The 14,623-nt window shown below is 67.1% G+C and carries 17 protein-coding genes; 7 read left to right on the forward strand and 10 right to left on the reverse strand.

Going from position 1 to position 14,623, the window contains the following annotated elements; genetic code table 11:
- Nucleotides 1–139: 139 nt before the first annotated feature.
- Entirely contained in the window at nt 140–664 is a 525-nt protein-coding gene (locus IEY58_RS05455; protein WP_189043297.1) for a PAS domain-containing protein, read from the reverse strand.
- A 526-nt stretch (nt 665–1,190) separates the two neighbouring features.
- On the opposite strand from IEY58_RS05455, the gene IEY58_RS05460 reads away from it, so the two are divergent.
- A complete protein-coding gene (locus tag IEY58_RS05460) occupies nt 1,191–1,538 on the forward strand; it encodes a cupin domain-containing protein (RefSeq protein ID WP_189043299.1) in 348 nt (115 codons plus the stop codon).
- Between the two features lie 4 nt (nt 1,539–1,542).
- Here IEY58_RS05460 and IEY58_RS05465 read toward each other — a convergent pair whose 3' ends face one another.
- Nucleotides 1,543–1,749 carry a hypothetical protein gene (locus IEY58_RS05465; RefSeq protein ID WP_189043300.1) on the reverse strand — a complete coding sequence of 69 codons (207 nt, stop codon included), beginning with the start codon at nt 1,747–1,749 and terminating at the stop codon, nt 1,543–1,545.
- A gap of 198 nt (nt 1,750–1,947) precedes the next feature.
- Between IEY58_RS05465 and IEY58_RS05470 the strand changes: the two genes are divergently transcribed.
- The gene (locus IEY58_RS05470; RefSeq protein WP_189043302.1) at nt 1,948–2,493 is read left to right on the forward strand and encodes an MOSC domain-containing protein; all 546 of its coding nucleotides are present in this window, start codon (nt 1,948–1,950) and stop codon (nt 2,491–2,493) included.
- Between the two features lie 18 nt (nt 2,494–2,511).
- Here IEY58_RS05470 and IEY58_RS05475 read toward each other — a convergent pair whose 3' ends face one another.
- Nucleotides 2,512–2,787, reverse strand: coding sequence for an ArsR/SmtB family transcription factor (locus IEY58_RS05475; protein WP_229743505.1), 276 nt, complete (start codon nt 2,785–2,787; stop codon nt 2,512–2,514).
- A gap of 186 nt (nt 2,788–2,973) precedes the next feature.
- Here IEY58_RS05475 and IEY58_RS05480 point away from each other — a divergent pair, with 186 nt between their 5' ends.
- Complete coding sequence (locus tag IEY58_RS05480) at nt 2,974–4,194, forward strand: MFS transporter (RefSeq protein WP_229743506.1); 1,221 nt, start codon at nt 2,974–2,976, stop codon at nt 4,192–4,194.
- Between the two features lie 11 nt (nt 4,195–4,205).
- Here the strand turns inward: IEY58_RS05480 and IEY58_RS05485 are convergent, their stop codons facing one another.
- Nucleotides 4,206–4,589, reverse strand: coding sequence for a VOC family protein (locus IEY58_RS05485; RefSeq protein ID WP_229743507.1), 384 nt, complete (start codon nt 4,587–4,589; stop codon nt 4,206–4,208).
- A 146-nt stretch (nt 4,590–4,735) separates the two neighbouring features.
- Here IEY58_RS05485 and IEY58_RS05490 point away from each other — a divergent pair, with 146 nt between their 5' ends.
- The gene (locus IEY58_RS05490) at nt 4,736–5,077 is read left to right on the forward strand and encodes a hypothetical protein (RefSeq protein ID WP_189043306.1); all 342 of its coding nucleotides are present in this window, start codon (nt 4,736–4,738) and stop codon (nt 5,075–5,077) included.
- Between the two features lie 44 nt (nt 5,078–5,121).
- Here IEY58_RS05490 and IEY58_RS05495 read toward each other — a convergent pair whose 3' ends face one another.
- From IEY58_RS05495 to IEY58_RS05515, 5 genes are all read right to left on the reverse strand, one after another.
- Nucleotides 5,122–6,009 carry a TIGR01459 family HAD-type hydrolase gene (locus tag IEY58_RS05495; RefSeq protein WP_189043308.1) on the reverse strand — a complete coding sequence of 296 codons (888 nt, stop codon included), beginning with the start codon at nt 6,007–6,009 and terminating at the stop codon, nt 5,122–5,124.
- An 8-nt stretch (nt 6,010–6,017) separates the two neighbouring features.
- Nucleotides 6,018–6,794, reverse strand: coding sequence for an enoyl-CoA hydratase (locus tag IEY58_RS05500; protein ID WP_189043310.1), 777 nt, complete (start codon nt 6,792–6,794; stop codon nt 6,018–6,020).
- A 58-nt stretch (nt 6,795–6,852) separates the two neighbouring features.
- On the reverse strand, nt 6,853–7,254 hold the full coding sequence (locus IEY58_RS05505; protein ID WP_189043312.1) for a hypothetical protein: 402 nt from the start codon (nt 7,252–7,254) through the stop codon (nt 6,853–6,855).
- A gap of 20 nt (nt 7,255–7,274) precedes the next feature.
- Entirely contained in the window at nt 7,275–8,105 is an 831-nt protein-coding gene (gene mutM / locus IEY58_RS05510; RefSeq protein ID WP_189043314.1) for a bifunctional DNA-formamidopyrimidine glycosylase/DNA-(apurinic or apyrimidinic site) lyase, read from the reverse strand.
- Nucleotides 8,106–8,219: 114 nt separating this feature from the next.
- Nucleotides 8,220–9,446 carry an MFS transporter gene (locus IEY58_RS05515; protein ID WP_189043316.1) on the reverse strand — a complete coding sequence of 409 codons (1,227 nt, stop codon included), beginning with the start codon at nt 9,444–9,446 and terminating at the stop codon, nt 8,220–8,222.
- Between the two features lie 374 nt (nt 9,447–9,820).
- On the opposite strand from IEY58_RS05515, the gene IEY58_RS05520 reads away from it, so the two are divergent.
- A complete protein-coding gene (locus IEY58_RS05520; RefSeq protein WP_189043318.1) occupies nt 9,821–10,258 on the forward strand; it encodes a hypothetical protein in 438 nt (145 codons plus the stop codon).
- A gap of 163 nt (nt 10,259–10,421) precedes the next feature.
- Here the strand turns inward: IEY58_RS05520 and IEY58_RS05525 are convergent, their stop codons facing one another.
- Entirely contained in the window at nt 10,422–10,853 is a 432-nt protein-coding gene (locus tag IEY58_RS05525) for a hypothetical protein (protein WP_189043320.1), read from the reverse strand.
- A 260-nt stretch (nt 10,854–11,113) separates the two neighbouring features.
- On the opposite strand from IEY58_RS05525, the gene IEY58_RS05530 reads away from it, so the two are divergent.
- Complete coding sequence (locus IEY58_RS05530; RefSeq protein WP_189043322.1) at nt 11,114–13,756, forward strand: DUF2339 domain-containing protein; 2,643 nt, start codon at nt 11,114–11,116, stop codon at nt 13,754–13,756.
- Between the two features lie 52 nt (nt 13,757–13,808).
- On the forward strand, nt 13,809–14,618 hold the full coding sequence (ubiE, locus tag IEY58_RS05535; RefSeq protein WP_229743508.1) for a bifunctional demethylmenaquinone methyltransferase/2-methoxy-6-polyprenyl-1,4-benzoquinol methylase UbiE: 810 nt from the start codon (nt 13,809–13,811) through the stop codon (nt 14,616–14,618).
- Nucleotides 14,619–14,623 lie beyond the last annotated feature (5 nt).

A 14,623-nucleotide genomic window follows, 5' to 3' on the forward strand; every position in this document is an offset into this window, starting at 1 on the left:
GCGCTGCTCCTCTCCAGACCAAACCAGGGGCGCGGGTAGCATCCCGCGTCTCGTCCTCGGGGCCAGTATATAGGGGCTATTGCGCCGCGTCATGAGGGTGGCGTACAGGGCGGCCCCGCAAGACTCCCGACGAGGCCGCTCAGCGGCGGGAGGTCAGGGTCTCGAAGAAGCGGCGGAGCGGGAGCTTGTTCTGGTCCTTGCCGTCGATCGACATCAGCATGGTGACCTCAACGCCGTCTTCCGATATCGGCAGCAGCAGGCGCACATAGGCGTGCGCCCGATCGGTCGTGTCGAGCACGATCAGGTGCAGCAGCGGGGTCCGGCGCGCCACGGCGGCGCGATAATGACTGTCGATCAGCCGGCCATAGGCGGGGGGCCTGAGATCGCGCGGCCGGGTCCCGGTCAAGTCGGAGCCGTGCATTTCGCCGATGCCGGTGCCGGACAGGCGATAGCGGAAATCGAGCGGTTCGCGCTCGACGTTGACCAGCATGATGCGCGGCAGCACCTCAACCAGGTCGACCGGGTCGAGGTCGCGTCGCCGGGGCGCCAGCCGATCCTGCCGCTTGGCCAGCCAATAGGCATGGGCCCGCACCAGATCGGGATAGGGATTCGCGGCGAGATCGAGCTCGACCGCCTCGACCTGCCCCAGCAGCAAACCGTCCATGGCACCTCTCGTCGGGCCCGCCGGAAGGGAACGGCGGCCACGGTGCATCCTGGATCCGAATGACTGCCGACCCCTTACCAATGGGCCGGCCCATGGGGCGCGATGAGGGAAAGGCTTATGCCGTCTCGGCCGTCACCCAGCGCCGCCCCGTGCCGAGGCATTGCCGGCAGAGCGCGGGAGCGGACTCCGCCTGATGGGGCGTCGGGTGCGGCGGGGTGCCGCAAAGCAGGGCCGGGTGAAGAACGGTTGGGCGCAGATGGGCTGGATGAAGAGGGACGGGGCGACGCGTCGGATCGCTGCCGGTGCCGTGGCAATCGGGGCAGGCGGTTCGCTGGCGCTGGTTCATGGAAACGGGTTCCCCCTCAGGCGTCGAGGACCCCCGAATAGCCGGACCGATCGCGGCCCACCTGTGAACCGCGGCACAGGTTTGTCGGGCATTTGATTGTTTTGCCTTTGTTTCCTTTGGCATATGCCGCGTGCCGCCGTCCGGCTAGCATGGTCGGACACAGTCGAGGGAGGAGGCCGGATGGGCACGCTCAAGATCACGCCGGATACGGCGCCGGCCACACCCTATCTGCCGCCGGCGGACCGCATCCTCTCAGGCGTGCCGCAGCAGAGTATTGTCGACGCCTATGGCTCCGACGACGGCAAATTCTCGGCCGGGCTCTGGGCTTCGACACCGGGCCGCTGGCGCGTCGCCTATACCGAGCATGAGTTCTGCCACCTGCTGGAGGGCGAGGTTGTCCTGCACGGCGATGACGGCACGGTCGCACCTTATCGCGCCGGCGACAGTTTTGTCGTGCCGGCCGGCTTCACTGGGACCTGGGAAGTGGTGACCGCGGCGCGAAAGCTCTACGCGATCTATCAGCCGTGAAACGTCAGCAGTGGAGCAGGCTCGCGGCGCGGCGCACCGTGCCGGCGATCAGGAACCAGCTTGACACGGCAACGACCAGAAAGCCGAAGAGGTGCAGGTAACCCGAGACGGGCATTGGCTCGGGCTGGCGCGGCCGGGGCGCAGGAATCCAGCGCTGCTGGTCGATGCAGGATGGTGTCTTGAGCGGAAACGCAATGATTTCGGCGCTCATCAATCCTACCCTCTCCAGCCTCGACGCGAAAAATTCGCGCGACCCTAAGTGAACCAGGCTTAAAAGTCCCTTGCTAATGGGTCGCGGGCGCCATGATCGAGACAAGCGTTCTACGGCGCAAGGGGTTGGCCAGCATGGCTCATGGGGCGGCCCATGAGGGAACTTTTGCACGGGAACTTTTGCAAGGCGAGGGGCTGGATGGGGCAGGGGCAGGTCGTGGCGGTGAGCCGGCACGCGGGGCATGATTTCAGCAAGACCAATCAGGAGAGCATCGCGCTCATCGTCGGCGAGGGCGTCGCAGGCGATGCGCATCGCGGCAGGACGGTCCAGCATCGCTCGCGCGTCGCCAAGGACCCGAGCCAGCCGAACCTGCGCCAGGTCCATCTCATTCACGCGGAATTGTTCGGCGAACTCCGCGCCGGGGGCTTCGATGTGGCGCCGGGCGCGCTCGGCGAGAACGTGACGACCCGCGGGCTCGACCTCCTGGCGCTGCCGACCGGTAGCCGGCTCCGCATCGGCGCCGACGCGATCGTCGAGGTGACCGGCTTGCGCAACCCGTGCCGGCAGATCGACGGGTTCCAGCCCGGCCTGATGGCGGCCGTGCTCGATCGCGACGCGGCGGGCGGGCTCGTACGCAAGGCCGGCGTGATGGCGATCGTGCTCGCCGCGGGCGAGATCCGGCCCGGCGACCCGATCGAAGTGACACTGCCGCCGGCACCGTATCGCCCCCTGGTGCCGGTCTGATCGGTACTGGTCCGGCCGCTATCGCACGGGCTCGACCGGCTGCCAGTTCGTCACGAGATCGAGTAGCCCAGGAAAGCGCTGGTTCAGATCCTCGACCCGTACGCGACTGCGGCGCTCGAGGCCATATTGCCGCTGCCGGATGAGGCCGGCTTCACGCAAGGCCTTGAAATGGTGGGTCAGAGAGGATTTCGGGCGATCGAAGCCGAACCAGCCGCATGTGTGATCGTATTCGTCTGACTCCAGCAGAAGCTTGCGGATGATCGTGAGGCGCAGCGGGTCGGCCAGCGCCGCCATGACCGTTTCCAGCCGGAACTCATCGACGGAAGGCTCCGGCAGGGCCGGGGGCAGATCGGGGGTGGGATGTGACGGCATGAGGTCCGTATAGCAGCCTGTACGATTTTTGTCGAACAGGCTTTACGAGTTTTCTCGGACTGCGTAAGTTCGAAAAAATTCGTACTTGCGCCCTGTGGAGTCCGCCTCATGTCCGCCCAGACGCCGATCGATGTCCCCGTCGCACCCGAAGCGACACGCGCCCCCGCCGCCTCGCGCATGTGGGCGGCGGCCTGGGTGGTGACGGCAGTGTTCGTGCTGTCGAATTCGGCGACGCCGCTTTATGTCCACTGGCAGCGCGAGATCGGCTTCTCAGCCGCGACGCTAACCGAGATCTTTGGCGCCTACATCCTCGGGCTCCTGGCGGCGCTGCTCGTCGCCGGCCAGCTGTCCGATCGGTATGGGCGCAAGCCGGTGCTGGTCCCCGCCCTTCTGGCTGCGATCGTCGCCTGTTTCCTGTTCGCGGCGGCACACGCGGTGCCGATGCTCGTCGCCGCACGGCTGCTCTCCGGCGCCGCGGTCGGCGCGATCGTCTCCGCGGGCATGGCCTCCGTCGTCGACCTGGGCGGACCGGAGCGCCGCAAGCAGGCGTCGCTCATGGCGTCGGTCGCAATGGTGCTGGGCGCGGGGTTGGGGCCGCTCTTGGCGGGTGCCTTGGCGCAAGGCCTCGCGCGGCCGGTGCTGCCGATTTTCATGGTCGAGTTTGTTGTGCTCGCGACGGCCCTCATTGCGGTCGCTCTGCTGCCGCTGAAGCGCCCAGCTCCAACTCCGGGGACATGGCGGCCGCGTCTGCCGGGCGTTCCGGTGGAGAATCGGCCGCATCTCGCGTGCGGAATCGCCGTCTTCGGCCCCGGCATCACCGCGACCTCCTTCGTGCTGTCGCTCGGGCCTTCGCTCCTGTCGAGGGTGCTGGGCGTGACCAGTCCGCTCATCGCCGGCGGCATGGCCTGCGTCATGTTCCTGACCGCAACCGGTGTGCAGTTCGCGGTGCGGCGCCTGTCGGTCAGGGCGATCTTGCTCATCGGTTCGACGGCGACCGTGCTCGCGATGGTCGGCGTGGCCATCGCGGTGAACGGCTCGATCGCCTCGGTCATGGTTGCGGCCGCTTTGCTCGCGGGGGCGGGGCAGGGACTCGGGCAATTGGGCGGGCTGACATTGATCGGCCTCCATGTGCCGGCGCATCGCCGGGCCGAGGCCAACGCGGTGCTCAATTTCGGCGGCTATATTCCGGCGGGCCTGCTGCCGGTCGCGACCGGCTATCTCATCGACCGGTCGGGGCTCGCGGTCGGCGCGACAGCGTTCGCCGTTTTCCTCGGCACTGCAGCCGTCGTCGGCGCCCTGTTCGTGGCCCGTCGCCTGGCGAAGCGATAGGCGCAGGCGGCCTATTGATGCACGGCCTCGAGCCGGTGCCCGTCTGGGTCGATGACGAAGGCGGCGTAATAGGTCGGGCCGTAGTAGGGGCGCAGGCCGGGCGGGCCGTCGTCCTTGCCGCCGTGGCTGAGCGCTGCCGCATAGAAGCGGTCGACCATCTCGCGGCTATCGGCCGCAAACGCCAGATGAAAGCCGGGCCGGGGCGTCACGTCCGATCCGGGCCGGAGCTTGAGCGCCAGATCCTCCTTGTCCATCGTCGGCCCATAGCCGACCGAGACGGGCCCGGTGAAGCAGCGCACGCCGCCCAGCGCCGCCATCACCGCGTCATAGAACGCGATGCTGCGCGCGAGGTCGGTGACGCCGAGGGAAAGATGGCTGAACAGGGTCGGCGGCATCGCGGAGGCTCCGATTGACGGCAGAGGGCAATCCTAGCAGCTTCCGGATTTGGAACAAATGACGAACATGTGACCGGTCGCTTGCCCACCTTCCCCTAAACCGCTACGCCTGACGGTCCATTTCACTCCCGCGAACGAGCCTCCCCATGCCTCCGAAGAAGAATCCGCTCGGCCTCAATGCCCTGCAGCTCAAGACCCTGACGCTGATGCAGGAGCTGGCGCGCTCGCCCAATCACGCGAGCCCGCGCGACGGCGGCGCCGTCGAGATCAGCAACATGCCGCATCCGCACGGCAATCATTTCCACGTCGGCCATGCGGTCGTCATGACGGCGGACGCGACCGGGCTCGCCAACGAAGCGGCCTGGAAGGCGCTCGAGCGCAAGGGGCTCATCGAGTCGGACTTCCCGCACGGCGCGCTCGTCACCGTCGAGGGCATGGCCTACGACACCGGCCTCGCCGACCAGATCCTGCACCGCGCCGACCACTGATCGGACCACTGATCGGCGCGGCGGGCGCTAGACCCGTCTCAGCCTCACCAGTTGAGACGGCCGACCACGGCGGTCGGGCGCGGGCCGTCGGTCAAGACGCGCGTCAGGTGCTGCGGGTCGAGCCGGTTGCCGGGCACGAAGCGGTATTCGTCCGCATGCAGCCCGCCCGCGACCAGCAGGCTGTCGATCCCGGCCGCGTTGGCGCCGGCCACGTCCGTGCGCGGGCTGTCGCCACAGCCGACGATGCGACGCTTGTCGGCGACGCCGAGCAGTGCCAGGCAGGTGCGGTAGACGCCGGGGAACGGCTTGCCGTGCCAGCGGACGGTGCCGCCCCCAGCCTCGTAGGCCTGGGCCAGCGAGCCGGCGCAGATCAGCACTTCCGGCCCGCGCATCACCGTCAGGTCCGGGTTGGCGCAGACCATCGGCAGATTGCGCGCGAGCGCCGCGTCCAGCACCGGCTGGTATGTCGCGACCGTGTCGGCCGGCTCGCCCGGGCCGGTGTTGAGCACGAAATCCGCCGCACCTGCGTCCTCGACCCGTTCGAGATCGAGCCCGTCGAGCATGCCCTTGTCGCGCTCCGGCCCGATATGCAGCACGCGGCGGCCGAGGCCCTGGTAGAAAGCGTCGGGCCGGTGCTTCAGATGCTGCCAGACCTCCTCGCCCGAGGTCATGATGTGGTGGTAGGCATCACGCGGGATGCCGATCTTCTCGATCCGGCCGGCCACCGTCTCGGCCTGCACCGGCGCGTTCGACAGCACGCAGAGCCGCTTGCCGGCGCGCTTCAGGCGATAGAGCGTGTCGACGACGCGTGGATAGGGCTCGACGCCGTTATGGAGCACGCCCCAGACGTCGAGGATGAAGCCGTCATAGCGGTGCGCGATCTCTTCGATCCCGCCGACGACCGGCACGACCCAGCCGTCGGCCTCCGACATGAGCGCGCTCATTTATGCTTGAACACCGGCTTGCGCTTCTCGACGAAGGCGGCCATGCCTTCCTTCTGGTCCTCTAGCGCGAAGGTCGAGTGGAATACGCGGCGCTCGAACAGGATGCCCTCGGCGAGCGAGGTCTCGTAGGCGCGGTTGACCGCCTCCTTGGCGATCATGACGGCCGGCAGCGAGAAGGACGCGATCTTCTCGGCCGCCTTGATCGCCTCGGCCAGGAGCTCGGCCGCCGGCACGATGCGGCTCACGAGGCCCGCGCGCTCCGCCTCGGCCGCATCCATCATGCGGCCGGTCAGGCACATGTCCATGGCCTTGGACTTGCCGACGAAGCGGGTCAGCCGCTGCGTGCCGCCCGAGCCCGGGATCGTGCCGATGGTGATCTCCGGCTGGCCGAACTTCGCGGTGTCGGCGGCGATGATGAAGTCGCACATCATCGCCATCTCGCAGCCGCCGCCCAAGGCATAGCCTGCGACCGCCGCGATGATCGGCTTGCGGCAGGTGGTCACGCGCTGCCAGCCTTTGGTGATGAAGTCGCTGAGGTAAACGTCCATGTAGGTCTTGGACGCCATCTCCTTGATGTCGGCGCCGGCGGCGAACGCCTTCTCGCTGCCGGTCAGCACGATGGCGCGGATCGCCTGGTCCTCTTCCATGTCGTCAAGCGCGGCGCCCAGATCCTGGATGAGGGCGGCGCAGAGCGCGTTCAGCGCCTGCGGGCGGTTCAAGGTCACGATGCCGACGGCGCCGCGCTTCTCCACGAGAATATTTTCGTAGGTCATGAATTCCTCATCGGATGGGAAGGGCCCGCTGGCTCAGGCCGGGCAGGATCAGCCGGCGTCAGCGCGGGGCCAGAGTGAAGGCGACCTGCAGATTGCCGTCGCGTCCGTCGAAATCGAGGCTGAGGCGCTCGCCGTCACGCTCGAAGGATTTGGTCGTCGTCGAGGGGGCGGCGGCGCGGCGCCAGCCCAGCTGCGGCAGGCTCTCGTCGTAGAAGGCCACGACCGCGTGCCGCGTCACGGCCCCATGCGCCGCCGCTTCGACGATCCGGCCCTGCGGCTTGTCGAACACCAGCGAGGCGGCATCGTCCGCGGCCAGGCCCGGCATCAGCGGCACATCCTCGGTGCCCGGCACATAGACCGGTGCTGAATACGAGACCGGCGTCAGGCCCGAGCCGGCGAGGCTGGGGCTGGCGAGCACAAGGGCGACCGCGGCCGCCGGCAGGAGCAGGTGTCGAACCATCGGGGGCGCAGTCTACACCATCATCGCTGCCGCTGGGCACAATAGAATGTCGAGCGGTTCGACTGCACGATGCGCGCGATGCCCGTCGTGCAGGTGCAATCGGGGCAGGGCTCGCCCTCCTTGCCGTAGACGGCCCATTGGTGCTGGAAGTACCCGAGCTCGCCCGTTGCCTGGACGTAATCCCTGAGGCTCGACCCGCCGGCGGCGATCGCGTTCAGCAGCACCTGGCGGATCGCCGCCACCAGCGTGTCGGCGGCGGTGCCGACCACGGTCATGGCGAGCCGCGTCGGCGCGATGCCGGCCCAGTAGAGGCTTTCCGAGACATAGATATTACCGAGGCCGGCGACGATCTTCTGGTCCAGCAGCGCCGCCTTGATCGGCGTCATCTTGCCTTCGAGCCGGCTCGACAGGTACGGGCCGGAAAACTCGTTGCCGAGCGGTTCGGGCCCGATATCCGCGAACAGCTTGTGGGTGCCAAGATCCTCGGCGCGGCAATAGTCGAGGAAGCCGAAGCGGCGTGCGTCATTGAAGCGCACGGCGGTGCCGTCCTCGGTCTCGAGCACGACATGGTCGTGCGGCTCGAGCACGAGCTCGGCCTTGGGGCCGATCAGCATGCGGCCGGACATGCCCAGATGCCCGATCAGCACGCCGCCGTCGTCGAGCGTCATCAGGATGTATTTCGCGCGCCGCTTGATCGCGACCACGCGCCGGCCCTCGACCAGGCCCTTGAGGCCGGGTGGAAACGGAAAGCGCATGTCCGGCCGGCGCAGCTCGAGCCGGGTCAGGACGCGCCCCTCAAGACGCGAGGCGAGCCCGCGGCAGACGGTTTCGACTTCAGGCAGTTCGGGCATGGATCGGCGCGGACGGAAGGAACGGGAAGGCCGGTATAGACCGGCCGGTCGTCCTGCACCACTCCCGTCGTTCCCGACTGCGCGGGAACGACGGGTTATATAACGAAAGGCTAATTACGCCCGCCGCGGCCGCTCGAGGTTCGGCAGGAACACGGTGAAGATGCCCAAGAGCGGCAGGAACGAGCAGAGCTTGTAGACATAGTCGATGCCGGCGACGTCCGCGACATGGCCAAGGACGGCGGCGCCGATGCCGGCCATGCCGAAGCTAAGCCCGAAGAACAGGCCCGCGATCATGCCGACCTTGCCGGGCACCAGCTCCTGGCCGAACACGACGATCGCCGAGAAGGCGGAGGCCAGCACCAGGCCGATCACGACCGAGAGCACGCTCGTCCAGAAGAGGTCGGCATAGGGCAGCAGCATCGTGAAGGGGGCGACGCCCAGGATCGACACCCAGATCACGATCTTGCGCCCGATCTTGTCGCCGACCGGCCCGCCGACGATCGTGCCGGCCGCGACCGCGCCCAGCAGGATGAACAGATGGACCTGCGCGTCCTGCACCGAGAGCCCGAACTTGTGGATCAGGTAGAAGGTGAAATAGCTCGACAGGCTCGCGAGATAGAAGAATTTCGAGAAGACGAGCACCGCCAACACGCCGAGTGCCAGGCCGACACGGCCGCGGCTCAAGGCCGCATGGTCGGCGCCGTGCCTCGCCTTGGGCTTCAAGAGCGCCGCGTTCGCCTGGTACCAGCGGCCGACGCCGATCAGCACGCACATGGCGAGGAGGGCTGCGGCCGAGAACCACGAGATGGCATATTGGCCGCGCGGGATGATGATCGCGGCGGCGAGCAGAGGCCCCAAGGCCGAGCCCAGGTTGCCGCCGACCTGGAACAGCGACTGGGCGAAACCGTGCCGCCCGCCCGATGCCATGCGGGCGACGCGCGAGGATTCCGGGTGGAACACCGAGGAGCCCATGCCGACGAAAGCGGCCGCGATCAGCAGCACCGGATAGCTGGGCGCCACCGACAGCAGCAGGAGGCCTACCAGCGTGAAGCCCATGCCGACCGGCAGCGAATAGGGCTTCGGCCGCTTGTCGGTGTAGAAGCCGATCATCGGCTGCAAGAGCGACGCCGTGATCTGGTACGTGAGCGTGATGAGCCCGATCTGGCCGAACGACAGGTCGAAGCTCGACTTCAGCATCGGATAGATCGCAAGCAGCATCGACTGGATCATGTCGTTCAGCATATGGGCGAAGCTGATCGAGCCCAGGATGCCGAAGACCGGACCCGCCGCGGCGGCGGCCTTCGGTTTTGCCAGTGTGCCGTCGTCGAGCGTCGTGCTCATGATCCCGCCATCGCCGTTTGAGTGGCCTGAATCATAGCGCCGGGCGTTTCGCGATGTCCGGCCAATTTCTGTCGCGAAACGGACAGGTGCTGCTGTGCTAGCCCCCCATGTTCGCCAGCGTACGGGGCGGCCCGTGCTCAAGGTCGCCTCGGGGTGGAAACTTGCCAGTCCGCTTTCGAGCAGCCAAGCTCTCTAGACAGACATTCGATTGAACAACCTTGTAGGAATTTGGCAATGTAAGACCGGCTCGGCCGAACGACCATGCCGCCTTGCTGTTCTGCCATTAGCGATCGGCTGTCACACTCACCCGACTTCGGCAAATACCATCCGGTGGCTGGATAATAATCTATAACGATTTTATGGTTGTGAGCAAAATGAAGATAGTTCTCGAGTTGGAAATCTGGTCCAGACCCGGAGAACTATTGCCTGCCTCGACTGGAAAGAGCTTAAAATCCAAATTCGATCGTGATACAAAGTTACCACCAGATGTTTTTCTTGGACTCAGTTCTGTTCCGGATCAAATTGATGTGCGAAATTTGAACGATGTCCTTGATTCCAAAGAAATTACGAAATTTGAATTCGAAAATTTCTGCATCGATCATGGGTTCGATAAAGATGTCGATTCAGTCGAATCGGCATCTAGATTTCTGGATTTTTATTATGGCGCACGGCTTGCTTGGATTCATATCCCGGACGAATTATCGTCTTCTATCAGTACCAAAGTGACAACTGAAGTTGTTCGAGTATGGGCGAAAGCTCACGGATTTGTTTTGGTGCATCCAGACCTGCTCTACTGTCTTGTCATGAGCTAAGAGGACAACAAGATCCCTGCCTTGCGATCAGCAAATGGCCCACCCAACTTCCACTCTTGCGATCGGCGCAAAGCTCGTTGTACGGCGAGGATGGGTCGGAACCGGGCTTTTGACGCCGGGCACCAAGCTTTCGCTTCGTTCCAGGTCGTCGGAATCGAGCTCGTCAGAAATTGACGCAGAGACCCGCCTCCACGCAGATGTCGCCGAACACGGTGCGCAGCTCCTGTTCATCCGCGTAGGAGAATTGCTCGTAGTCGACCGCGCTGCCTTTCTTCAGCAGCTTGCGGACCTTCTTCTTGCCCTCCTCGGACAGGTTCGTCGTCTCGAGGAAATCGTCGACGTTTTGCTCCGAGTGCTTCATGTCGCCGTAGTTCCATCGCGCGACCTTGATGCTGTCCGAAACGGTCTTGCCGATGCCGATCGGCGAGTGCTTCGCGATGACATACATCGCGACCAGGGCGCCGACCTGTCCAGCCCGCAGCACCTTCGGCGACTGCTTGAAGCGTGCGGCATATTCCGTCAGCGCGGAATGATCGGCGCTCGACCGGAAGAAATGCTTCACCCCGACGCCGAACGCCTTGATCCGCTTCCCCATGTGCATCTCCCTCGGGCCTCGACGTGCCGGCGGGCATCGGCCCGCATCCAGCGCGCGGATCTTGCCGGTTCGATCCGGTGCAGGCAACCTTCGGATGTCGTTCTGCCGAGCTCCGGGGCCTCGGTACTGGCGGCTTCGGTTCCGCCAAGCTATTGTTCTACACATGATTGTGCGCGATCGGATCCGCTCCGGCCTGGATCGCCCGGGCCTGGATCGCCCGGGCCTGGATCACGCCGGCCCGGCGTCCAGGCGGTAGGCCCGTGGAATCTCTGCTGCTCTTCGTCTTCGCGATCGGCATGCTCGGCTGGGTGCTCGGCCTTGTCGGCTTCTTCCGCGCAGGCACGGCCTTGTCCGAGCTCCGGGAACTGCGGCTTCGGCTTGAGGCGCTCGCGGGCGAGCCGAAGCTCGACGTGCTTGCAGCTCCGCTCGAGCCGACCACTAGCGAAGCCATCTCGACCGAAGCCGCCGAACCCGTCGCTGAAGCCACGGCAACTGAAGCCGTCGTGCCCGAACCCGAGGCGCCCGAACCCGTGGCGCCCGAACCCGTGGCGCCCGAACCTGTGGCTCCTGTCGGCACGACGCCGGAGCCGGTTCCGGCCGCGGCCCGCGACCTCGAAACCCTGATCACGACGCGCTGGGGCGTGTGGGTCGGTGCCGCCGCCCTGCTGTTCGCCGGCGTCTTCCTCGTCCGCTATGCCGCCGAGCAGGGGTTGCTCGGCCCGGCCGCGCGGTGTGTCGCTGCAGCACTCTTGGGTGCGGCGCTGCTGGCGGGGGCCGAATGGCTGAAGCGGCGCGACGATCCGCTCGCGGTCGGGCCGTTCGGCGTCGACCAGGCGCCGGCCGGTCTTGCGGCCGGCGGCACGGCCGTCCTGTTCGGCGCCGCCTATGGAGCGGGTCCTTTCTACGGGCTGCTGGCGCCGCTCGCGGCCTTCGGCGCCATGGCGGCCGCATCCCTGATCGGCCTGGCGGCGGCTCTCCGCTATGGCCAGCTCACCGCCGCGGTCGGCCTCGTCGGCGCCTTCGTGACGCCGGCACTCGTCGCGACCGAATCACCATCGCTGCCGGGCTTGTTCGCCTATCTGTTCGTCGTGTCGGGCGTCGCCCTCCTGGTGGTCCGGCACACGGCCTGGACCTGGCTCGGCTGGGCGACCATGGCGGCCGATGCGATCTGGATCGTCCTGGGGGGCGCCGCAGGCGGACCCGATGTCTGGTCGGCCGCCGCGTTCATGCCCGCGGCCGCTGCGCTCAACCTCGTCCTGCTGCCCGGGGCCGCGCTCGACCATCCGATCGGCCGGCGCCTGGCGTGGATTCCGTTTGCCCTGCTCGCCATGGCGGGGCTGGTGCTGGAGTCGCTCAGCCCCGGTCCAATGCCGCGGCTCGGGCTCTTCCTGTTGTCGCCGATTGCCGTGTGGAAGGGGGCGACGGAGCCGCGGCTCGACCGGCTGCCGTGGGTCGCGGCCTTGTTCGGCCTGTTGACGCTGCTCTGCTGGGCGCTGCCGGAATGGCAGCCGACCGGCGAGGTGCTCAGCATCGAAGGCGTCGTCCAGGCCGTCCTGCCCGGGGCGTGGGCGCCGCAGGTCATTCGTCCGCTCATCTACGCCGCGACTCTGCTTGCGGTCTTCCATGCCGCTGCCGGCCTGTGGGGAGAGAACCGCGCGCCGAACCCGATCAACTGGGCGGCGCTCGTCGCCGCCGTGCCGGTGCTGACGCTTGCGGTCGCCTATGCCCAGATTGCTCGTTTCCAGGCAGATACCGGCTGGGCAATGGTGGCGCTTGGCCTGACGGCCGGCCTCACGCTCACGACGACGCGCGCCGCCAGCGCCGGGGCGGTGCAGCGTGCCGGCATCCATGCCGCAGGCGCCGTCGCGGCGCTGGCGCTCGGTGCGGCGATGCTGCTGCATGATTATTGGCTGACCTCGGCCGTAGCCCTGTTTCTGCCGGCGCTCGCCTGGATCGAGGCGCGCGCCGACCTGCCGCCGCTGCGCCGGGTGGCGCTTGCCGTTGCCGCCCTCGTGCTCGTCCGGCTGCTGCTCAACTGGTACGTGCCCACCTACATCTTCGGCACGACGAAGATCGTGAACGGCCTCATCGCCGCCTACGCCTTCCCAGCGGCAGCCTTTGCGTTTGCGGCGCATCTGTTTCGTCGGCGCGCCGACGACCTGCTGGTCTCCGTGCTCGAAGCCGGTGCGGTCGCGTTCGCGGCCTGCTTCGTGGCACTCGAGATCCGGCATGGGTTTGGCGGGGGTCGGCTCAGCGAGGAGCTCGATTTCGAGGAAGGGGCCGCGCATCTGGTGACGCTCGCGGTTCAGGCACTGGCCTATCTCCACCTCGCCCGGCGTACCGGCCGCCGGGTTACGGCCATGGCCGGGCGGATCCTCGGCGGCCTCGCCGTCGGCCTGGGCGTGGTACTCCTGCTGCTCAATCCCGCGCTGACCGGCGCCGAGGCGGGTGTCGCCTCCCTCCTCCTGGGTTATCTCGTGCCGGCAGGGCTCGCCCTCGCCGGCCGCCGGTATCTCGCGGACGGCTCGTTCCGGCGCGGCCTCGCCGTCTATGCGCTCGTCGCCGGCTTCGCCTGGATCAGCCTGCAGATCCGGCAGATCTTCCACCCGGACGACTTGAGCGTGTTTACCGGCGATATCGACGACGCGGAGCTCTGGGCCTGGTCGGGCGGCTGGCTCCTCTACGGCGTCGGCCTCATGGTCGTCGGCATCCGGTCGGGCGCGCGTCTGGTGCGCCTGGCGGCACTCGGCGTCGTCGGCCTCGTGTGCGTCAAGGTGTTCCTCGTCGACATGTCCGGCCTGACCGGGCTCTGGCGTGTCCTATCCTTCCTTGGGCTCGGCCTGGCACTCATCGGCCTCGGCGCGGTGCAGCGCCGTTTCGTGCTGCCGGCGAAGCAGGCCTAGCGCCGCCTGGGCGGGCTAGCGGCCCCGGTTCGCCCGCGCTATGTTCCGCGCCATGACGCGCCAAGATTCCTCCGCTCCCGAGAGCGAGCCCGCCGGTTCCACCCATTTCGGCTTCCGCACCGTGGCGGAGGACGAGAAGGTCGGCCTCGTCCGCGGCGTGTTCGATTCGGTCGCGGGCCGCTACGACCTGATGAACGATCTCATGAGCGCCGGCATCCATCGCCTGTGGAAGGCGGCGCTCATGGACTGGCTCAACCCGCGGCCGGGGCAGCATCTCTTGGATGTCGCGGGCGGCACGGGCGACATCGCCTTCCGCTTTCTCGAGCGCACGCGGCCGCGGGGTGCCACGGCGGAGCATCCGCCGGTCGCGGCCCGGGTGACGGTCTGCGACATCAATTGGAACATGCTGGGCGTCGGGCGCGACCGGGCGATCGACCGCGGCATCCTGGTCGGCATCGACTGGGTGTGCGGCGATGCCGAGCAATTGCCGGTGCCCTCGGGTTCGATGGATTGCTACACGATCGCCTTCGGGCTCCGGAACGTGACGCACATCGACGAGGCGCTCGCCGAGGCGCGGCGCGTGCTTAAGCCGGGCGGCCGCTTCATCTGCCTCGAATTCAGCCATGTCGTCCTGCCGGTCCTGGACCGGCTCTACGACACCTATTCCTTCGAGGTACTGCCGCGGCTCGGCCGCTGGGTCGCGAAGGACGAGGAGTCCTATCGCTACCTGGCCGAGAGCATCCGCCGCTTCCCGCCGCAGGAGGAGCTGGCCCTGCGCATGCGGGCGGTGGGATTCGATCAGGTGAAGTACCGCAATCTCTCGGGCGGCATCGCGGCGATGCATTCGGGCTGGCGGCTCTGATCGGC

This window comes from Aliidongia dinghuensis, from assembly GCF_014643535.1.
Classification (GTDB): domain Bacteria; phylum Pseudomonadota; class Alphaproteobacteria; order ATCC43930; family CGMCC-115725; genus Aliidongia; species Aliidongia dinghuensis.